At 40.4% G+C, this 22,152-nt stretch carries 15 protein-coding genes and 1 tRNA gene; 12 read left to right on the forward strand and 4 right to left on the reverse strand.

Features of this window, described 5'->3' with window-relative positions:
• Nucleotides 1-490, forward strand: a 490-nt coding sequence (locus BCG07_RS13995; RefSeq protein WP_286890627.1) for a phosphotransferase family protein, incomplete at its 5' end; no start/stop codon positions are given.
• On the opposite strand, the gene BCG07_RS14000 is transcribed toward BCG07_RS13995, so the two are convergent.
• On the reverse strand, nucleotides 487-669 hold the full coding sequence (locus BCG07_RS14000; RefSeq protein ID WP_006793710.1) for a hypothetical protein: 183 nt from the start codon (nucleotides 667-669) through the stop codon (nucleotides 487-489). The genes BCG07_RS13995 and BCG07_RS14000 overlap by 4 nt on opposite strands.
• A gap of 247 nt (nucleotides 670-916) precedes the next feature.
• On the opposite strand from BCG07_RS14000, the gene BCG07_RS14005 reads away from it, so the two are divergent.
• From BCG07_RS14005 to BCG07_RS14015, 3 genes are all read left to right on the forward strand, one after another.
• Nucleotides 917-991 (forward strand) — tRNA-Arg (locus BCG07_RS14005).
• A gap of 387 nt (nucleotides 992-1,378) precedes the next feature.
• Nucleotides 1,379-1,510, forward strand: coding sequence for a hypothetical protein (locus BCG07_RS14010; RefSeq protein ID WP_286890629.1), 132 nt, complete (start codon nucleotides 1,379-1,381; stop codon nucleotides 1,508-1,510).
• Nucleotides 1,511-1,545: 35 nt separating this feature from the next.
• A complete protein-coding gene (locus tag BCG07_RS14015; RefSeq protein ID WP_286890631.1) occupies nucleotides 1,546-4,152 on the forward strand; it encodes a collagenase in 2,607 nt (868 codons plus the stop codon).
• A gap of 409 nt (nucleotides 4,153-4,561) precedes the next feature.
• Here the strand turns inward: BCG07_RS14015 and BCG07_RS14020 are convergent, their stop codons facing one another.
• On the reverse strand, nucleotides 4,562-7,039 hold the full coding sequence (locus BCG07_RS14020; protein WP_286890633.1) for a hypothetical protein: 2,478 nt from the start codon (nucleotides 7,037-7,039) through the stop codon (nucleotides 4,562-4,564).
• 65 nt (nucleotides 7,040-7,104) lie between these two features.
• Here BCG07_RS14020 and BCG07_RS14025 point away from each other — a divergent pair, with 65 nt between their 5' ends.
• The 3 genes from BCG07_RS14025 (at nucleotide 7,105) to BCG07_RS14035 (ending at nucleotide 12,345) form a co-directional block, all read left to right on the forward strand.
• On the forward strand, nucleotides 7,105-8,853 hold the full coding sequence (locus tag BCG07_RS14025; protein WP_286890636.1) for an MFS transporter: 1,749 nt from the start codon (nucleotides 7,105-7,107) through the stop codon (nucleotides 8,851-8,853).
• 4 nt (nucleotides 8,854-8,857) lie between these two features.
• Nucleotides 8,858-11,176 carry an alpha-glucosidase gene (gene ygjK / locus BCG07_RS14030; RefSeq protein WP_286890639.1) on the forward strand — a complete coding sequence of 773 codons (2,319 nt, stop codon included), beginning with the start codon at nucleotides 8,858-8,860 and terminating at the stop codon, nucleotides 11,174-11,176.
• A 200-nt stretch (nucleotides 11,177-11,376) separates the two neighbouring features.
• Nucleotides 11,377-12,345 (forward strand): dihydrodipicolinate synthase family protein, encoded by a 969-nt coding sequence (locus BCG07_RS14035; RefSeq protein WP_286890668.1) that lies wholly within the window; start codon nucleotides 11,377-11,379, stop codon nucleotides 12,343-12,345.
• A gap of 75 nt (nucleotides 12,346-12,420) precedes the next feature.
• Here the strand turns inward: BCG07_RS14035 and BCG07_RS14040 are convergent, their stop codons facing one another.
• Both BCG07_RS14040 and BCG07_RS14045 read right to left on the reverse strand, forming a co-directional pair.
• On the reverse strand, nucleotides 12,421-13,635 hold the full coding sequence (locus BCG07_RS14040) for a M24 family metallopeptidase (protein WP_033035131.1): 1,215 nt from the start codon (nucleotides 13,633-13,635) through the stop codon (nucleotides 12,421-12,423).
• 42 nt (nucleotides 13,636-13,677) lie between these two features.
• On the reverse strand, nucleotides 13,678-14,925 hold the full coding sequence (locus tag BCG07_RS14045; protein ID WP_286890643.1) for an NAD(P)/FAD-dependent oxidoreductase: 1,248 nt from the start codon (nucleotides 14,923-14,925) through the stop codon (nucleotides 13,678-13,680).
• Between the two features lie 267 nt (nucleotides 14,926-15,192).
• Between BCG07_RS14045 and BCG07_RS14050 the strand changes: the two genes are divergently transcribed.
• The 5 genes from BCG07_RS14050 to BCG07_RS14070 all read left to right on the forward strand — a co-directional run bounded on the left by BCG07_RS14050 (nucleotide 15,193) and on the right by BCG07_RS14070 (nucleotide 22,018).
• Nucleotides 15,193-15,408 carry a hypothetical protein gene (locus BCG07_RS14050; protein ID WP_010557845.1) on the forward strand — a complete coding sequence of 72 codons (216 nt, stop codon included), beginning with the start codon at nucleotides 15,193-15,195 and terminating at the stop codon, nucleotides 15,406-15,408.
• Between the two features lie 3 nt (nucleotides 15,409-15,411).
• Complete coding sequence (locus tag BCG07_RS14055; protein ID WP_010557844.1) at nucleotides 15,412-16,413, forward strand: 4-hydroxyproline epimerase; 1,002 nt, start codon at nucleotides 15,412-15,414, stop codon at nucleotides 16,411-16,413.
• Nucleotides 16,414-16,426: 13 nt separating this feature from the next.
• Nucleotides 16,427-17,923: an aldehyde dehydrogenase (NADP(+)) gene (locus BCG07_RS14060; protein ID WP_010557843.1), complete on the forward strand. Its 1,497-nt coding sequence runs from the start codon at nucleotides 16,427-16,429 to the stop codon at nucleotides 17,921-17,923.
• A gap of 120 nt (nucleotides 17,924-18,043) precedes the next feature.
• Nucleotides 18,044-18,715, forward strand: coding sequence for a GntR family transcriptional regulator (locus BCG07_RS14065; protein ID WP_069439272.1), 672 nt, complete (start codon nucleotides 18,044-18,046; stop codon nucleotides 18,713-18,715).
• Between the two features lie 309 nt (nucleotides 18,716-19,024).
• Nucleotides 19,025-22,018 (forward strand): TonB-dependent receptor, encoded by a 2,994-nt coding sequence (locus tag BCG07_RS14070; protein WP_286890648.1) that lies wholly within the window; start codon nucleotides 19,025-19,027, stop codon nucleotides 22,016-22,018.
• The last annotated feature ends 134 nt before the right edge of the window (nucleotides 22,019-22,152 follow it).

Genomic DNA, 22,152 nt, shown 5'->3' on the forward strand with positions numbered 1-22,152 from the left:
CACTGTCCATGCTTACTCAGTTAGCACTGAGCCAATGAACATAGCCCAAGAGCTAAGCTGTTATAAATGTTCACCAGTGTATTTGGAGCATCAGCAGCTAATTAGTGCAGCGGTTAACTTTATTACGGCCATGCCTATCGAGCTTGGTTTTTGCCACAACGATTTAATTAAAGATAATTTAATAGTGAATGAGTCAGGCAGCTACTTAATTGATTTTGAGTACGCTAAAACTAACGACGTGTATTTTGATTTAGCGGCGCTAAGTGTTAGCTTTGAGCTAAATAAAAATAATGATGATGCGTTATTAAATAGTTACGCTAAATATAAAGATAAACAGGTAGGGTTTGTAACATCAACCGATAAGCTTAATTGTTATAAGCTGTTATTTTTGGTTTTAAGTATTGGTTGGTATGAGCAGCGCGACATAAGAGCTCCAGCAAAAAAATTACGCGCGCAGCTGCTAAAATTTAGTGCAGCATGTGGCTTTTAAAGGCCACCAAAACGCGCTGCTAATTCTTTATATTTTGCTACTTCATCTGCATCAAACTGCGGTTCGCCGTTTTCATCCTCTGACTTAGCGATTAATAAACTTTCACGTGCAAGACGTTTTACGCGTTCTTCTTTAACACCTAAAAACTCAGCAACTTGCTCAGTAGACATCAAACTCATTATTACTTCCTCTCATTAAATATTTTTATTTCTGTGACAATGATAGTTAAAATGTTGCTAAAGCGTAACTATTTTTATCGAATATTAATAAATAACGCGTTTTTATAAAATAGTCACATGTTTTATTCAAAAGTGCCTAATTAGTAATCATATAAACTAATGTCGCTAGCATTTGTGTAAAGATGGCTTTATCATTAGCGCATGCTAACACATTGATATCGCGAGTTGATGTGGCGGCAACAAATGTGCTCTCGTGGTGAAATGGATATCACGTGGCCCTCCGGAGGCTGAGTTGTAGGTTCGATCCCTACCGAGAGCGCCATTTGGTCCCTTTCCTTTATTGATAGTATCTACTAACATATCAAAAATGGTGACCTGAGTGTGACCAACTTAAAACTATTTTAATTTTTAGAGCTGTTAATTTCGTTACTTTTACATAATACGAGTTTATGGTGTATTTACATTTACGCATATCTACAGCCTTGTCCTTTCTAGCCATACTTCTCATCCTAAATATTTAATGACTTTGTTTTCTTAGTTGAAATATAGATTAACTTCAGACCTTATTTTTTTTCGTCAAATTATCAACAGGATCTACTTACACTGTTACGTGAATATAAAATATATTGTATACAATGATAAATTAATGTTATAAAAGTGTTTCTCTTACCGTTTGGATAGAGAAAACAACAATTATCAAAGGTAAATTATGAAAATTAAAACATTAATTCTGGCGCTACCAATGCTTGGAGCAAGCTCTTTAGCTCATTCAGCTAACGTGCAGGAGCGCTTATTTACACCAAAAGTGCAGAAGTTGAGCGTACACATCATCACGGTGTAGATCACCAACATAACGAAAAAGCGCCTATTGCTGAGTTGCAAAAACAGCCACAACAACTTAATCAGTTCATGATGCGCAGCCAAGCTGCCGTTGTCACTTGTGATTTAAGTGCGATGGCAAGTGCAAGCACTAGTGCAATTATCACTGAACTTAAGAGCCAAGGTACTAATTGCATTAATGAACTTTTTAGTGCGCCATCTTCTATTCAGAGTCAGGTTTATAGTTCAGATAACATGTATGCCGTTGCAAATCATGCTAAGTCACTCTCACAGACTTATGCTGGTGGTGGAGATGTTGATTTAGAAGCGCTGTTTTTATATTTGCGTGCGGGTTTTTATGTTGAGTTTTATAATGCTGACGTGAATTTTAGCTCTTGGGTACAACCTGCAGTAGTTGATGCTATAGATGCATTTGTAAACAATAGCCACTTTTATGATGATAATGATGGACACGGAAAAACACTTGCTGAAGTTATCATAACTATTGATAGTGCTGAGCAGCAGCATCGTTACTTAAACGTGGTAAAGCAGTGGTTAACGCGCTTCAATGAGAGTTATGCTGCAAAATGGAATATGCGTAGTGCTGTTAATGGTATTTTCACGCTACTTTATCGTGGCCAGTGGAATGATGCATTTGTAACCGCTATCGGCACTGATACTGACTTAGTTGCTAAGCTAAGCGCATTTACTCAAAAGCAGTGGATGATAGACTCAGATGCACAATACTTGATTGTTAACGCTGCCAGTGAATTAGCTCGTTTAAAACAATATTCAGGCACGTCAATACAAGCAAGTGTTGATACTGGTTTGAAAGCTATTTTTAGCACCTATAACAGTTTTGGTTATGGTGATGCAGTATGGCTTGCAGCAGCTGATTCTGTAAGTTATTACGCAGATTGTAATGACTACGGTATTTGTGGCTTTGTTGATGAACTAACTCAACAAGTGTTGTCACAAAATTATAGCTGTAGTAGTACTATAAAAATTCGCTCGCAAAATATGACGGCTATTCAACATGCAGCAGCATGTGATGCTATGGGCGCTGAAGAAGGGCTTTTTCATAATAAGCTAGCCACAAATAACACCCCTGTTGCTGATGACAACAATAACTTTTTACAAGTAAATATTTTTGACAGTAGTGACGATTATAGCAAGTACGCAGGTGCTATCTTTGGTATAAATACTAACAATGGCGGTATGTATTTAGAAGGTGACCCATCTGTAGCTGGCAACCAAGCTAATTTTATAGCTTATGAAGCAAGTTATGCCAATGCAGAGCACTATGTATGGAACTTAGAGCACGAGTATGTTCACTATTTAGATGGTCGTTTCGACTTATATGGTGACTTTAACGCACCCACAGAAGATATTGTCTGGTGGTCTGAAGGGGTTGCAGAGTATGTTGCTAATTTAAATAACAACGATGCTGCAAAAGCCACTATTAGTGATGGCTCGCGCTATACACTAGCGCAAATTTTTGACACCACCTATGATGGATTTGATCAAGATCGAATTTATCGCTGGGGTTACTTAGCTGTTCGCTTTATGTTTGAACGTCACAACAACGAACTTGATGCCATGTTGGCTCATACCCGCACTGGTAATTGGAGTGCCTATAAATCAAAAACTGTAGAGTGGGCCAATAACTATGAGAATGAATTTGTACAGTGGTGCGATGACTTAGTTGCAGGTACGAGCACTAATACCCCACCAGTAGCACAAATTAATGGCCCATATTCTGGCATGCAAAATAACAATATTAGCTTCACGAGTAATGGTAGTAATGATAGCGATGGTAGTATCGCCAGTTATCAATGGAACTTTGGCGATGGTAGCAGTTCAAATCTGGCAAATTCTACTCATAGTTACACAAGTGCAGGAGAATACACCATAACATTAACTGTGGTTGATAATGAAGGTGCAAGCCAAACTGTCACTACAGTAGCAACTATCGAAGCTGACAGTAGTGTTGATGATGGTGTGCTATTGAATAGCCAGCCAATTAACATTAGTGGCGCTCAAGATGAATTTTTATATTTCACTTTTGATGTTCCTTCAGGCGCCAGCGACCTTATGTTTAATTTAACTGGTGGTACAGGTGATGCGGATTTATATGTAAGTTTTGAAGCAGCACCGAGTGAAGCTATATATGATTGTCGCCCTTACATTGGTGGTAACGAAGAGTCGTGTGCTATAAATCCTGCACAAGTAGGCCGATACCATGTGATGGTTAGAGGTTATAATGCATTTGATAACGTTCAGTTAACAGCATCATTTACCCAAGTGACTTCTAACGTGCCAGATGTGTGTGCTAGTCAAGGTAGCCGAAGCAGTGGCCGCTTAAATGATGGCGAAGTAATTTGTCTAGGTAATAGCGATCCTATGTGGTTTAGCATTGCAGATGTTCAAGGCCAAAATGGTATTGCGATCACCACCGCTAATGGTAGTGGTGATTTAAGTCTAAGCTACGCTGCAAGTGGTTGGCCAAATGGTAACAATGAAGTGGCTGAGTCAAATAATAGCGGAAATGGAGAGTGTATTTATATTTCAGGCCAGAGTGAATACTGGGGCTACCTAAAAGTAGCTGGTAATAGCACTGGTGCAAGCTTAGTCGTCGACTTTAACAGTCAAGGGTGTCGTTAGTTAATATATAAACTTAAAGCGTGATCTCACGCACTTTATATAATGGAGTCATCAGTTTTCTGGTGGCTCTTTTTTTATAAAGAAACAAATGCAAAGGTTCATTTCTTCAAAGTCAAAACACCCCTTTAGCTTTTTTCTGGTGTTTTAAACTAACTATAAATTGAACTACTTGGATGTAAAGTTGATAAATAAACATTCAATTGTACTTACGTTGCAAAAGTGTCGCCAAAGCTGACAACTTCAATATTGATGAGTGCATTGAAAGGTAATTAAATTAGGCCAAAGGTGGCTGAATACCAAGAGAAAGAAAGCAACATCAACTCAGTTAACGCTGGACTAAACAATGGTAATCTAAAGAGGAGGCAAAAGCCACTTTCTTGCGAAAGTGGCTTTTGTCCTATTGTTAAGCTTAGGACAAAGTTAGCTCTTGAATAAGACGAATAGGCTCACCATCAACATTTAAAATGGCCTTTACAGAAATCTGTTGTGGTTTGCCAGTTTTTGTTACTTTGAAGGTGTATGTTTTTTGTTCATAAGGTGCTATATCAACACTTTTCTGTTGAGATTTTGCGGGGGTGGCTTGCTCGAATAATGTTGAGGTTAGAATAATGTCCCCAGTTGTTTCCCCAGAATAAGGACCAGATAAATTAAACGCTACTAACCAATGGTCTTCATGCTCCTTCGTTTTTACTACATTAAACTCAACGCCATTAAACGGGGTTACTCGTTTTGAGAGCGTAGTTTGGTGCGTTAACGACTTCCATTTGAGAGTTTGCGCAATAGTAATCTTATCAGCATTTATTTCTGTTAGCAGTGAGATATTATGTGTTCCTGAAGTCAAGTTGCGTTTGAGCTGATGAGTTTTGATTAGCTTATCAGCGCTATCTATGAGTGATACTTGTGCAGTAATTTCTAAAGAGGAACCAGTTGGATTGACCACTCTTAAAAAAGGCTTTTGTTGGTGATAATAAATATCAGATTTAACCCCAGAAAGAGTACTAAAACCAGTATTATTTAATGTGGTTATATATTGATTTTCCAAGAACTCTAGTTCAGAACTGGCTTCATCGTGCAGCTCTATAGAGGGTAATTTTGCCAAAATATTACTCAACTCAAGATCGCATTGTGGTATAAATCTCTCGTGTTGCTGGCAGGTTTTAAACACTCGGTTTAATAGAGCATAATTTTTAAAAAGCCAAGGGTTTGTAAGCGCATTCTCTGCTGTGACAGACACCAAGCGAGTGGGGGTAGGGTTAAATAAATACGGAGTGATTTTATGGTTGTTATTTTGACCTAATAAGCTGATCTTTTCGCTGTTAAGTGTTGAAATCATTTGCTTATTCAGGGGAATAGAAAATTGTTGGGTTACTTTTTGACTGTCACTTTGAGCGTGTAAGTTAATGCTTAATTGTGCTTGCTCGAGCGTTAGGTTTATTGCAAGTTTCTTATCTGCAATTAATGCACTTTTTATCTCAGGTGTCAGGGCTATTTGCTTTGCTTTAAAGTTATCGTAGCTTTGTGCATTTATAATTAAGTGACTGCCATCTTCAATAAGCAGCATCAGTAATTGATCATCATTCACTTGCTCTTCACCAATAAAAGTGCGGCGATATTGTAGATTTTGTTGGTCACGCTTTCCTTGTAATGCTATGCCAATTTTTCCTCGATGTAATTGAGCAGCTTCGAACTCGATTAGCGCGGCCACTTGGTTTTTATTTGCTACATCAATGAGTGAACTCGGTTTTGGCGCTGGAAAGTCCATGACTGGGTGGTTGGCAGCTGAGGGGGGATTAATATCTAATCGTGATAACGCCGTTGATTGAGTATTACGTAGCCAGTAAGCGTTACTGTCTTGCTCCCAAGGCCCTGATACAATATGGAAACTAGGTTGGATATTTTCTACAAAATCAGCAAAACCTTGTTCTATTTCCGACCAATTTTTAAAAGTACTTTTAAGCAGTGAGTTAGCTGTTGAAAGTGTGGCTTCGCTGTGTGGGTTCGCTAATTTGAGCTCTTCAATAAAGTGAGCAAAGTACTGTGCCCGTTCAGGAGAGCTTAAAAGATAATGAATAATAAAAAAATTAAGTCCACGTTTTAGTGCTGGATCGTCATTTATTTCTTCAATTGTAGGTTTATTTGCGCTGTAATATTGTTTTAAACCGGTTTCAATGTAATTCATTGGGGCGCGATCAAATACCATGACGGTGAGTTGTTTTTGCTTAGGATCATAAACATGGTGAGCAATCGAATCAGCTAAACCTTCGGTGATCCAATTAGGTGCCCACGTTGAATGGCCGTTTAATGCCATATGAAAAGCATGCATGGTTTCGTGAATAACTATATAACGCTGATGGTGCTCACGGTGGCTGGGGAAATTATATCCGGCACGGTTATAAAACATGGTTTCACCACCGGCCGTTTTATGTACCCCACGTAAAAAACCATCATCAAGCATGGCTTCTCGTACACGGGAGCGACTACTACCATAAACAACTGCAATGCGTTGGCGCTCAATATTTGGGGGAGCCATACCAAATAAAGCAACATAATGTGGATATGCCATTTCAAGTAGCTCTAAGTATAGCGTGACCTTCTCTTTGGGTAGATCACTTTTTAGCGCAAAGTGCTTACTTACCCACCAGTTGTAGCCCCGACTATTTCCTATTTTGCCATCGCTGTATGTATATGGAATTGTTTTTCCTAAAAACTCAATATCGATATTATTGAGTGTGCTGGTATAGCCCTGGACGGTAATGTTTGCTTGCATTTTACTTGGGCCGCTTTTTATGTTACCGAGATCAGGTTTATTATTCGCACTAGTATTAGGCGTGGGCTGACAGGCAGTGAGTAGTAAAGTTAATAATGTGAGAGATATAATTTTTGTCATTTTAGTTGCTTTGTTTGTATATTGTATGCAATATAAAATACTGCGTTTAATTGAAAAAGTAAACTATGAATAATAACCAACAATTACAATCAGCAGCACAGCAGGAAACTGGCAAAAATAAACAAACTTGGCGTAGCTTTGGGTTAGGTTTCTACTTGGCTAATACCATGGAAATTTTTGAGCGTTTAGCTTGGTATGGCTTTTTTGCAGTATCGTCGGTGTATATGACCACACCCATTGAGCAAGGGGGGGTCGGATTTAGTGATGCAGAGCGAGGCGCCGTACAGGGGATAATTCCGTTTTTTTTATACTTATTACCTGTGATCACTGGGGCTTTTGCCGATCGCTATGGCTATAAAAAAATGTTTACATGCTCATTTGTTGTGATGACGCCAAGCTATTACTTCTTAGGTCAAGTGACTGATTTTAATTCGTTCTTTATGATTTTAATGTTAGTCGCTTTTGGTGCATCCTGCTTTAAACCTGTGGTAGTAGGCACTATTAGTCAAAATACTAACGACAGTAACCGAGGATTAGGCTTTGGTATTTTTTACACTATGGTTAATTTGGGGGGCTTCATTGGCCCGTTAGTGGCTGGGTATTTAAGGACTATTAGTTGGGATGCGGTATTTATTATGTCGGCATCTTGGATTGTTATTAATTTTATTCCATTGCTTTTTTACCGTGAGTCAAGCAGTAAACTACGTAGCAGCATAGGTGCGGCAGCGGTTTTACAGCAAGCTCAACATGTTTTGGGTAACAGCCGTTTCGCATTATTACTGTTTACCAGTGTAATTATTTTAATGACGGGGGGAGTTAGCTGGTTAACATACACTCAAGCTTTTTCACTAATTACGATTTGGTTAGCTGCGAACTGGTTATGGGATAAGTGCGTAAGCGTGCAAAAAGCGTCTAAATGGTATCTACAACCGGTGAGGGTTAGCAATCGTAGTTTTGCACTATATTTAGCAATATTAACGGGGTTTTGGACGGTATATAACCAACTTTTTTATACTCTACCTCTGTTTATACGTGACTATATAGATACTCAAGATTTAGTTGCATTCTTGAGTTACTTTGGTCAATCAGCAGTGGATTTTTTTGCTTATGTTGATATTCAAGCTTTAAGTAACAAACTGCAAACACTGGCTGCTACTCAAAGTCTAACACCAGTCAAAGAGATAAATTTAGAGGCAGTGCGTCTAGAGTTAGTCCACCTAAAAGTCAATGTTCCTGTTGCTGAAATAGCGTTATTTTTTAAACAAGCCAGTGCTTCTAGCTTTTCGGCTGAGCAAAGTATGCAAGTGGCGCAGCAGTGGCTTAAATACCGACAGGTAAACCCTGAATACCTGATTAATTTAGATTTTGCAGCTATTGTTCTGTTACAAATAATAGTAAGTGTTAAATGTCAGCATTTTAAAGTTATATCTGTCCTAATAAGCGGTTTAATTGTCACAGCAGGTGCTTTTTTAGTGTTGTTATTAATGAGTGCGGGGGTATTACTAAGCCAGTTGGGAGGTTTAGTAGTGGTAACGGTTATATTATTAATTGCTTTTGGTGAAATGCTCACCTCACCAAAAAGCCAAGAGTATGTTGCCAGCATAGCTCCAAAAGGCAGTGCTGCGATGTTTATGGGTTATTACTTTGTGTCTATGGCATTAGGCTTTTTATTTGCTGGATTTTTGTCTGGGTGGAGCTACGGCTACCTGGTCAAAGAGATAAAGTCACCTGAAATCATGTGGTTATTATTTGCAGGCATTGCACTAGCTACTGGGTTTGGTTTTTATTTATTAGCGCGATACAAAAAGGACTAAATAAATGATTTTTAAAAATCTGTTTATTTTAATCACCGTGCTTTTAATCAGTCATTGTAAGGCTGCTGCTAGTGAGGTGGTTAATTATAAGAACTTAATATATAGAACCGGCAGCCCATATTATATGCAGGAATTTGAGCAAGGCGATCATCAACGTTTTAGCCCTCTTTTTGATTTAGGCGCATGGCATGGACATTTGCTACCAACAGATGAAAACGCCGGCGCGTTCACCGGGCCTGCTATTGTTACTGAGGAGTATTTAAATTTTATAGCACCTTATTTAGAAAAGCTGACTGTTTATAAAGGCCAGAAAATTGACGAGGCCAATAAAGTGAAGCTAGCAATGCGGGCTTACAGCGAACCCGGCGCGTTAGTGCAAGAGCTAAGCGGTGATGGGGTAAACATAACGCTTACTTTGCGCTTTGTGACAAATCGCACTTCATTAGTTAAAACACAGATTAAAACTACTGAGCCTATTACATTACATTTCACAGGAAAACTTATAAACCATTTACGTGCTAACAATGGCACCGAAAAAGCGGGGCGTTCGCCATTTGTGGTTTATCCGAAATTAAACCCCCGATGGCAAGTCACCAGCAATAGTATTGCGATTAGTTTTGGCAAAGTAAGGGCGCATGGACACCTGCTCACCTCGGGGAGTTCACAGTTATTGCTTAAAAAAACGTTAGCGGTTAAAACACGTCATGACGACCTAAGTTACTCAAGCAAAACGCACATAAAAAACAATCGCACATTCTACACAAGCTATTCATATTTATTAAATAATCAAGACGTGGTACGTGAAAGAGAGATTGTTGATGAAATTTTAAAGCAACCCGAACACTATTTATCACGTAGTAAATTACGTTGGCAAGAGTATATAAATAAAGCGACACAGCCAATTAGTAACAAGCAGCCAGCCTTACAAAAACTTGCGGTAAAAAGTGTTGAAACGTTAATTGGAAATTGGCGCAGTAAAGCTGGTGCAGTAGGTTTTGATACCGTTAGTCCTGCCGTGACCGGTCGCTGGTTTTCAGGTAATCAAACTTGGCCTTGGGATAGCTACAAGCAGGCATATGCACTGGTAACATTTAATCCAGAGCTTGCTAAACAAAATTTGAATGCTGTGTTTGAGCATCAAATAACGCCAGACGATGCTGTCAGGCCATGGGATGCTGGATTTATACCTGACTTAGTGGCCTATAATTTTAGTGCAAAACGCGGTGGGGACGGCACAAATTGGAATGAGCGTAATACTAAGCCAAGCTTGGCAGCTTGGGCTGTGTGGCAGGTGTTTGAAAATACAGGCGATACTCAGTGGCTCGCGCACATATACCCTAAACTAGTTGCTTATCGTGAATGGTGGCTACGCAATCGTGATCATAATAAAAACGGTGTGCCAGAGTATGGTGCCACTGTTGATAAAGCTCATAATACTCGTGACGAAAAGTTATTATTTAAAGTAAAAACCTCGGCAGGTTGGCGAACAAGAAGTGGCTTAAAAAGCTATAGGACTTACCTAAGCGATGAAGCAACCTTAGAAATTAAAGTTCCGGCACAAACAGCCGCATCTTGGGAATCTGGTCGTGATGATGCTGCTGTGTTTGGTTTTATAAATAATCAACAGTTAAATCGTTATATAAAAAACGGCGGGATTCGTGGTGACTGGCACGTTGGTTTTGCAGAAAATCGTAATGATACAGGTACATTAGTTGGGTATTCATTATTGCAAGAATCTGTGGATCAAGCCTCATATATGGCTGCTGATAACCGTTATTTAAGTAAAATAGCGAAGCAGCTTAAGTTACCGCACCAAGCAAGTTACTTTTTAAGGCAAGCAGCTCAGTTAAGGGATTATATCAATCGGTGCATGTTTGATAAAAATACAGGCTTCTACTACGACATTGAAATAGCAGATACGCCCTTAGCGAATGGTTGCGCTGGGAGGACTTTAGTAAAAAGAGGCAAAGGTCCTGAAGGGTGGTCACCGTTGTTTAATCAAGTAGCGAGTATGGAACAGGCCAGTGATGTGGTAAAAACAATGCTTGATAACAATGAGTTTAATACTTACGTTCCGCTTGGCAGTGCTGCGCTGACTAATCCGGCTTTCGGTGCGGATATTTATTGGCGTGGACGAGTATGGCTTGATCAAGCTTACTTTGGGTTAGTAGGTATGAGTCATTACGGTTATTGCAAACAAGCTCAGCAATTAAGTGAAAAGCTATTAAATCGTGCCAATGGTTTGCTTTCTAATGCACCAATACGTGAGAATTATAATCCGCTTAATGGTGAGCAACAAGGAGCGCAGCACACTTATTACTAATTGCTCAAAAGCAAGGTAAATGGTGCCAATAATTGGCACTGTTTAATTCAGTTCACCAGACTAATCACACTATGGCATAAATTAATCACCACTGCTTAAGCTTCACAAATTACAAGAGAATTAACACAAATAGAATATTGTATACAATATTCTATTTGTGTTAATATTTATAGGAGTTACCTTTAAGCACAGGAAATATGATGAAAACAACGAACACAGATTGGCGCTTTTCAGTTATGCCGGCCGTATTCACATGGCTAAAAGAGTCTGAATCTGGATCATTTGAAATAGACTTTGATACAACAAAGAAATACGCTGCAGAAATTTTAAAAGTACAAGGGAAAGGCGGTAGTAGAATGGGGGGGCTTGTTGGCTCAGGCACATTAGGTGAAAATAGTTATCTAAGTGTTGATCAGCGTCTTTCTTTACTTGAAGCTCTTTCTGATGTTGCAAAAGAATACGGTGTGCCACTGATCAGTGGTGCTGCGGCAGAAACGAAAGAAGAAATAGCTGAAATTGTAAAGCAACTTGCATCTGTTGGCGTAGATACTGTCATGGTTATGCCACCAAAAACCAAAGAAGCACCTAGTGATGAAGATATGTATGCATATTATGCGCTTTGTGCAACAGCCGCTAAAGAGGCTGGCATTACAATTATGCCTTATAACAACCCAGATGCAGCTGGCTACCATGCGCTCTCAACCGAGCTTCTTAAAAAACTTGCTTCACTCCCTGAAGTAACTGCGTTAAAAATATCGACGTCAGACGTTTCAATCATTGAGACGATAATGTTAGAAAACAAAGATGCAAAAATTTTGGCAGGTGTAGACACTGTCACTGTGCATGCCGGACTAGCAGGAGCATGTGGCGGGATCACAGGTGTAGGTTGTATCTTTCCAAAAGCGAGTGTGACGATGCAGGAGTATGTAAATAAAGGGGAATGGGCTGAGGCTAACAAAATTTCTCAGGCTATGAATTCCATCTCTTACTTGGATGCTCAACCGCTACTTATGGAGTACCTTAAGTGCGCATTTGGAATTCATCATGACGATAAGGATGGTGGACTTCGTACTTTCGGTAATAAATTAACTCAACAGCAAATTGATGACGTTCGTGCAAGATATCTTTTAGCACGAGAGAGGCTTAAAGCTTTGGACTTGTTAGGCTAATTCGTTGTCTAGTTCTTTCAAGTACTAATTAGCTGCACGGTAAGTATTCGCCGTGCAGCAATGAGTATATTTATCTTATAACCCAAATGGGTTTTCGAGGCTATGAGCGGGTTCAGTGAACCACTTTGGACCATTTTCAGTAATATAAAAGTGATCCTCTAAACGCACACCAAATTCACCAGGTACAACTAGCATTGGCTCATTACTAAAGCACATACCTGCGGCTAGAGGTGTTTTATCGCCGCCGACTAGGTAAGGCCATTCATGGATGTCTAAGCCTATACCATGACCGGTACGGTGTGGGCAGCCAGGTGTTTGATACTCAGGGCCAAGGCCTTGCTCTGCTAAGTAAGAGCGGGCAGCGTTGTCGACACTCTCACAACTTTGACCTGTTTGAGCTGCATCAAAAGCGGCCATTTGTGCGGCTTTTTCATAATTCCAAAATTGGCGTTGGCGGTCTGTAGCTTCACCAAATACGTAAGTGCGAGTTATATCTGATAAGTAGTCGTGTACTTTACAGCCAGTATCAATTAAAACCATATCTCCTTTTTTAAGAGTTTGTGGCTCTTTGACACCATGAGGAAATGATGTCGCGAGGCCAAACAAAACGATGCAAAAGTAGTTACCAGGCGCGCCAACTTTTTTGTGCGCCTGTTTAATAAATTCTTCTACCTCAGTTGTGCTTATACCCTCATATAGCATGCTGGCTGTGGCCTGATGAACTTTTAAGGTCATATCCATCGCACGCTGTATTAGCATTAGTTCATTGGCTGACTTATGCATGCGGCAATGAGCTGTAACAGGCTGTGCATTAACGAGGTTTAAGCCTGTTTGCGCTTTATTTATGCCATCGAAAATGAAAAACTGCGCGCTTTCGTCAATCCCTACAGTGCCGCTCTCAGCAATGCCCATTTCGGTGAGCACTTTGACAAATAATGCATAAGGACTTTCGTGTTCAAGCCAGCCGCGAATTGGGCCTTCTATAACTTTAAAGCCATTGAGAGAGCCAATTTCAAAATCAGGGGCTATATATTGTACTTCGCCCTTCGCGGGTAAAATAGCCCCGACCATGCGCTCACTTGCGTACCAGCGCATACCCGTAAAGTAAGTAAGGTTAGTCCCTGCATTTAAGTAAATGGCATCAACATTATTGGCTTGCATATACTCTTGAGCACGGGCAATACGGGCTAGATGCTCATCAGCTTGAATGGGAATTAAATCGCGAGTCATATTGGAAAGACTAGCAAGTGCTTGTTCTTTCGTTTGAGTACTAATACCTTTGGTCATCATTAGGTTCTCCTATGTATTTGTTTAATTATAATTTTTAAAGAATTAGCGCATAAACCGGTTTATAGAATATGGCTCTAAATTTATGGAGGGGGCTTTATTGAGACACAAATCTGTAATTAACTCGGCAGTTATGGCTCCTTGTGTCAACCCTAAATGCTGATGACCAAAGGCAAAGTACAGGTTATTGTGATTGGGGGCTTGGCCTATTATAGGTAATGAGTCAGGCAATGATGGCCTACAGCCCATCCATGTAGTCGTGGCACTAAGAGGCTGGCTAGCTAATAACGCTTGTGCATGGGGCAGTAAAGCTAATGCACGTTTATTGTTAGCCTTTCTATTTATACCCGCAAACTCCACTGTGCCTGCCACTCTTAACCCTTGACTCATCGGGGTCATGATAAGACTCCGTTCAGCAGAAGCTACGGGCCGTGTTAGGCCATGGTTAATATTAACCATACAGTGGTAACCACGCTCGGTATCTAAAGGTGCTGTGTATCCAAGCGGCTCGGTGAGAGAGGCACTCCAAGCACCCGCTGCGATCACGACTTTATCGAAATTGAGACTATCTTGTTCATCACTCACCATAAAACCTTCACTTTTAGGCGTGATAGCAACTACTTTCTGTTGACGAAATTGCCCTTTTAATAAACTGAACTTTTGCGCTAATTGGATACAAAATAAATGTGGTTCAATACTATGAGCAACGTCTTCAAATAATAAAGCGTGATTTATTTTGTCGGATAAACTGGGCTCTAGAGCATGTACTTGCTTTGTATCAAGTAGCTTTACTTTAATTCCTTGCGCTTGATACATAGCCAAGGTGCGCTGCACATTAACCAATGAGGTTTTTTCAAAGGTAAGTAAACTACCTTGTTTAGTAAGCAGGTGGCCCAGTTGATAGTTTGCTAATAATCTTTCATAAGCATGAATTGCATGTTCATTTAAGGCTTTGAGAGCGTGTGTATGTGCGATAAATCTGGCAGTAGGCATATTTTTAATAAACTGCCAAAACCAAGGGAGAGCTTTTATTGCATAGCGCCAATCAATGCGCAATGGTCCTAATGGGTTAAAAAGCATAGCAGGTAATTTTTTTAATAATGCTACCTGCGCTAGAGGAAATACCTGTTCGGTGGCAAAGTGCCCAGCATTACCTTTTGAACAGCCTTGCGCTAGGCCATTTTCATCGTATAGCGTCACTGCAAAGCCAGCTTGTTGTAACTGTAAAGCTGTGCAAATACCAATTACACCGGCACCGATCACGGCGACTCTTTGAGTTCTTGTATTGGTCAAAATTACCTTCCCCTGATGATAAAAGTAAAACGCTATACGTTTTTTAAAAAATAAATCGATATTGTATTTACTGACAAGTAGTAAGAAAAAACTCTACAAGCTCTTTCTAACTCATTTTTAGTTATAACTTTCAATTGGTTATGTGTAATTAGTTATTTGTAATCTTTTAAGGGTGTGTACCTATAAATTTAATATCAAAATAGGATATTGATTATTGTATACAATATACTTATCATATCAAGCATAAATTCAGTTCGGAATAGGCAAATGAAAACCAATTGGCATGGTATAAACCCAGCAATGGCCGCTCAGTTTAATAGTGATGAGTTAGTTAGCTCTACATGGCAACTAGTTGGCAGCGCTATAGTAAAAGCTATAGCAGATTTTAAACTACTGGTTGTAAATGAAAAAACTTCTTCATCAACGCTTAACGATACTGCGAAAGCGTATTGTGTTGATGTAAATAAACCTAAATTGGATTAAGTGATGCGCAAAGGAACATTTTTTTGTATAGATGGCCATACTTGCGGTAACCCTGTGCGGCTTATAACAAGTGGCCACCCTCTGTTACAGGGAAATACCATGAGCGAAAAGCGCCAGGACTTTTTAGCTAACCATGACTGGATCCGTCAAGCGCTCATGTTTGAGCCCAGAGGTCACGATATGATGTCGGGCGGTTTTTTATACCCACCTACTAGCGAAGATGGTGATGCAGCCATTTTATTTGTAGAAACTTCCGGCTGCTTACCTATGTGTGGTCATGGGACAATGGGTATTGTTACCTTCGCCTTAGAGCATGGTTTGCTACATGCTAAAACCCCCGGTACTTTAAAACTGGATACGCCAGCAGGACGAGTTCAGGTCAATTATGAAATGACTGGTGGTAAAGTGCAGTGGGTTAAAATTTACAATGTGCCTGCTTATTTAGCGCATCAGTCTATATGTATCAATATTCCAGAGTTGGGCGAATTAAAGGTTGATATCGCCTTTGGTGGTAACTTTTATATTATTGTTGAACCACAGGGCAACTTTAAAGGTATTGAACATTTTAGTGCAGGGCAATTACTCAAATACAGCCCATTAGTGCGTGATGCTATTAATACCAAAATACAATGTATCCATCCGCTCGACTCTACCGTTCAAGGTGCTAGCCATGTGTTATGGACTGGCTCACCCAAAAATTCCAACTCAGATGCGGCTAATGCGGTTTTTTATGGAGATAAAGCCATTGACCGCTCACCATGCGGAACAGGCACTAGCGCCCGCATGGCTCAGTTGTTTAGTAAAGGCTTATTGCAGCAAGGCGATGCATTTATTCATGAAAGTTATATTGGCAGCCAGTTTATTGGCTGTATAGAGCAGGTGTCTGAAGTGGCAGGTCAAACTGCTATTTTACCTAGCATTCGCGGCTGGTCTCGGGTAACCGGAACGAGCACCATAACAGTAGATGACGACGACCCATATGCCTATGGGTTTCAAGTAATTTAACGAGGAGAAAAGCATGACATTAACAGGACAAAGCCTAATTGCCGGACAATGGCAAGGTCGCGCTGAGCAAGGTGAATTTCAAGCCTTTTCACCGGCTAAAAATCAACCATTATCGACACGCTACTTTAATGTAACGAGTACTCAGTTAAATACGGCAGTTGATGCTGCTGATAATGCTTTTATCGAGTACAGAAAAACGAGTTTTAGTCAGCGTGCAGATTTTTTAGAGTGTATTGCAGAGCAAATTTTAGCACTTGGCGATGATTTACTAACGCAAACCGCGCAAGAAACCAATTTACCTATGGCACGCTTACAAGGTGAGCGAATGCGTACGGTTAATCAGTTAAAAGCATTTGCCAGTGCACTGCGTGAAAACCCAGATTCACCACTAGGTTTAAAGCTGCTTGATGAAGCTGATAGTAATCGCTCGCCACTACCTAAACCTCGTACAGAGCTTAATTACTTACCGCTTGGGCCTGTAGCTGTATTTGGTGCGTCTAATTTTCCGTATGCATTTTCAACACTCGGAGGGGATACCGCCGCCGCACTTGCAGCAGGCTGCCCAGTGGTTGTTAAAAATCATACTGCGCATCCAGGCACAGGGGAGCTAATGGCTCGTGCAGCGCTTGCTGCGATTAAAGAATGTGATATGCCGCTAGGTGTATTTTCAGTGCTGCAAAGTGATGTTTACGATATTTCGCATCAATTAGTCGCAGCTCCGGCCATTAAAGCAGTCGGTTTTACTGGGTCGTTTAATGTGGCTAACTTACTGCAAGCTACTATAGCGAAACGCCAAGAACCAATTCCATTTTATGGTGAGCTAGGTAGCATAAACCCACAAATAGTTTTACCCAATAAAGCGCAAAATGAAGGTAAAGCTATGGGTGAAGCTCTTTGCCAATCAATGCTAATGGGTAATGGCCAATTTTGTACCAGTCCTGGCTTATGGCTGGTACCAACGGGCTGTGATGAATTAGAAGCCGAGGTAGCCAACTGCATTAGTGCAGCCGCCTCAGATACTTTATTAACCCCAGGTATTGTGAAGACCTTTAAAAAGCAAGTTAGCCAGCGCAGTGAGCTCGAAAACGTAGAGCTTATTGCTAAAGGGGAACTCACAGAAGACTTTCATGGTAATGCCCACGTATTTGCATGTAATGTTGATACTTATTTAGCAACTCCAATGTTACGTGAAGAAGTATTTGGCCCAGCCGCTTTATTGGTTCGTTATGAAAGCATGGAGCAGTTAAGCTTACTAGTAGCAGCGCTTGAAGGGCAGCTTACGGCAAGTGTGCATGACAGCGCTGATGATTTAGCTAAAGCTGAACACGTTATAGAAGAGCTGAAATACAAAGTAGGGCGTTTAATACACAATCAAATGCCAACCGGCGTAGAAGTATGTGGCTCAATGAACCATGGTGGACCTTTTCCAAGCTCCACAGATGTTCGCAGCACTTCTGTTGGGTTAAATGCAATGTTGAGATTTTTGCGACCAATTTGCTATCAGTCTTAGTTAATTGTAGCGGGAGTGGAAATTGCATTTCCCGCTATCTCTTTATTATGAAGGATTCTAACTTGGCATGCGTGTTTTCATAGGTATAATGCATATTAAATGCAATTTATAGAAATTACTATGGCCATAGAACATAAAACTCGAACTCAGCTTGTTGCAGAAGCTATCCGCGAAAAAATTCTTTCAGGTGAAATCAAAGCGGGTGATCCGCTACGTCAAGCAGCATTAGCCACTGAGCTAAACGTAAGTCGGATTCCAGTACGTGAAGCTTTGCTTCAACTCGAAGCTGAAGGGTTAGTCAACTTTGAAGCTCATAAAGGTGCGACTGCTACACAGCTTTCGGCATCTCAAATTGATGAGATTTTTGATTTAAGAGCATTGCTCGAAGCGGAACTACTAAAACATTCGATAAATAATTTAACTGATCAGGATTTAATTGATGCAGAATTAATTTTAGCTGAGCTTGAAAGCGCTATGGACGCTGGCGATACTCATTTAGCTACTGGAGATTTAAACAGTCAGTTTCATGCTAAATTATACAGCCGCGCCGCGCGCCCACAAACCCGTGAGCTGGTTGATATGTATAGTAAAAACTCTGAGCGCTATGTACGTATGCATATTTTATTGGCAGGCGGTTTAACAAAAGCTCCTGAAGAGCACCGTACTTTACTCGAGTTATGCAGAAAAAAAGACTGTCAAAATGCCTGTGAATTTCTAAAAAATCATATTGTTAAAGCTAAAAACGATATAAAAAAATTACTTATAAAATTAGAAGGTGAAAAAAGTAATTAAAAATATATCTGGCAATTAGTACAGGCTACTAAACTCTAATTTATAACTTTAGGCATCGCTTTAGCTTTCCAGCAGCAATAAGACAGTAGCGATGTCTTCCTCCTTTTTATTATTCCAATTAACACCATAAATAGCTCCTTTCTGTTGGGTCGAAAGTTCATAAATTTTTTTACTATTAAGATCAGTTGGTTATTTTTGAATGCGAATTTTATGTATATTTAATATTGTATACAATATGTAATAAGTGTATATTTTTTGTCGTCTAAGTTAAATAGGCAATAAAACCAACAGGAACAAGGGAACATTCACATGTTTACAAATAATAAAAAGCAAACTCGGGGAATAGGCATTAAATCGCTGTTAGCAACGGCGGTAACAGCTGCATTAATAATGACTCCTACAGCAAAAGCAGTTGATGGTAGTAGCATTGTTAAAGGTCATGTAGTGGCACAAGCTGGCAACGATTTAACCGGGGCTACAATAACTTTAAAACATAAAAGTAAAGGCTTAGTGTATACCATTACTAGTAATAATGATGGTGACTATTTACTGCGCAATGTGCCAGTTGGTACATATGATGTCACTATAAGTAAAGAAGGGTTTGAGCCGTTAGTTGAAGAAAATGTTGCAGTGACGATTGGTCAATCAATTATTCTCGATGCACAATTATATAAAGCCGGTAGTGATATTGAGCGAATTGCTGTTACTGGATCCGCTATTCGCCGTGTAGATATGGCTTCGTCTACTTCAGGTCTAACATTCAGTGATGCTGAATTAAAAGCTATGCCAGTAAACACTGGTTTTGAAAGTATTGCGTTATTAGCTCCAGGTACAGCTGCACCGGGTGGCGCAAGTTTTAATGGTGCTTCAAGCTTTGGTGGTTCATCAGCAGCTGAAAATGGTTATTACTTTAATGGCTTAAACGTAACCAGTATTCGTACAGGTCTGGGCTCAATTCGCTTGCCATGGGAAGCTATTTCACAAACGCAAGTGAAAACAGGGGGGGTTAGTCCTGAATTTGGTGGAGCACTTGGCGGTATTGTTAATGCGGTGTCTAAATCGGGCGATAATGATTTTAACTTCGGGGCAGAAGTACGTTGGGATCCTGATAGTTTACGTAGCCAGCACGATTCTATTTATCAAGAAAATGGCACAATTAGCACCAATACACAGCAAAGTAGTTACGACTTTAAAGAACTGCAGTTATGGGCTAGTGGTGCAATCATCGAAGATACCCTGTTTTTTTATGGCTTATTCGCACCTCGCCGTGAAGAGTCTACAGGCGCAGGGCAAACAACTTTTTCTGACTTTGAGCGTGATGAAGACCGCTGGTTCACAAAAGTAGATTGGTTTATAAACGAAGATCACTCTGTGGGTTTTTCAGCGATGAACAATAAGCGCACCTGGACTGATAAAACCTTTGCTTACAGCTGGCAAGAGAATGTGATTGGAGAGCAACAAGGTGTGGATGCGCCTGGGGAAGATGGCGGTAAAGTATATAGCTTAAATTATAATGGCTACCTAACTGATGCTTTTTCAGTTTCAGCTGTCGTTGGCCGAGTGACAGAAAACGTTGAAAATGTGGTCGCATCACCAAACCCAGGTGTTTGGGATGAGCGTGATGGCTTTGTCACTTTGAGTCAACATACAAATTCATCGGTGACAGAACAAGAATTCACGCGCGACCAAGCAAGAATTGATTTCAACTGGGATTTAGATATGCACTCAATCCAGTTTGGTATTGATTATACTAATGTAAAAGTGGACTACTTTGAAGGCCAAAACGGCATTGGTGATGCAGAGGGCTGGTGGACGGTCAAGACTGCCGGTGAAAATGATGTATCAGGTGCACCTTTGGGAAGTGATTTTATAGAAAGACGAGTTCGAAGTCGCGAAGTCGATTCAGATACAGCTTCACTCGCTTTTTACATCAATGACTCATGGCAAGCAACCGATAGTTTAGTGCTTAACATGGGGCTACGTTATAGCCAGTTTGAAAACACAGTATCAGATGGGCGTGCCTTTGTTGATATCGATAATCAAATAGCACCGCGTTTACAAGCAATTTATGATGTGTCAGGTGACGGCAGCGCTAAAATTTTTGCTACGTATGGACGCTATTTTCAACCAGTATCTGCGAACATGAATATCACCCAAGGATCAGCTTCAATTGAATGGTTTGAGTATTTTGAGTTAGATGAATTAGACGCAAACGGTGCACCAAGTTTGATGGCTGATGGCTCACCAAGTAGAGGAGATATGCTACGAGATAGGCGTTGGCGTCAGCGTGGTATTACTGAACCAGGGTTGATTGCTTCATCTTCATTAAAACCAATGTACAGTGATGAATTTACTATCGGTTATCAGCAAGAAGTGTTCGATACTATGTCAGCGGGTGTACGCGCGATTTATCGTGATCTTGGACGCAGTGTTGAAGACACTGATGTCGGCCCGGTATTAGCTAAAAAACTGGCTGAAATGGGCATTACCGATAACGTGGGTCAAGGCTCTTATTATGTACTGAATAACCCAGGTGAAGCTATTCAAATGTCATATGATTTTGACGGTGATGGCCAGGTTGATGAGGTTAATTTAAGTGCTGATGAACTTGCTTTACCAGAGGCGCAGCGAAAGTATTTAGCGCTTGAGCTTACCTTGGATGGTAATGTGACGGATGATTTACGCATTAACACCTCATATACCTGGTCACATAGTTATGGTAATACCGAAGGGCTAGTGAAAACGGATAATGATCAAGCTGACCCAGGCTGGACAACCTCTTATGACTACGGTGACTTGATGGATCACGGCTATGGTAATTTACCTAACGACCACCGCCATGCTCTTAAATTTAGCGGCGCCTACAATATTACTGAAGCATTGACTGTTGGCCTTGTTGCCCGCACTACGTCAGGCCGTCCCAAAAGTTATTTCTCAGTTCATCCAGCGGGCGTAGATAGCTGTGCAGAGGGAAATCCTTGGGATGCGTGTATTAGCCAATATTATGATCAAGCATCACATTACGATGAAAATGGTAATCCAGCTCCTCGTGGTAGCAAAGGAAACCTACCTTGGTTAACGAATGTCGATATGTCATTGACCTACTACACGGACTTTTTTGGTACCGATATGACTTTAAAAGGCACCGTCTATAACTTATTCGATGGTGATAGTGCAATGTCAATCGATGAAGAACGTGCACAGTACGGTGATAATGGTTTAGAACTGAACCCAGACTATGGGCTAGTGACGGGGCGTCAAGGCGCGCGTTATGTGTCTTTAGTGGCGCGTATAGAGTTTTAACTCCCTGGTAAAACAGCTGTTTGAAAACAGCGGACTAAGCTATTTATCTTAGGGTAATTTAGTGTGTTGTTTTGATGTTTAAGCACATGCTCATTTGAGCCATACAGCCTTAATGCTAAGCAGGAAACTGCTTG

Origin of the sequence: Pseudoalteromonas sp. ESRF-bin5, assembly GCF_002632075.1 — a bacterium.
GTDB classification, from domain to species: domain Bacteria; phylum Pseudomonadota; class Gammaproteobacteria; order Enterobacterales; family Alteromonadaceae; genus Pseudoalteromonas; species Pseudoalteromonas marina.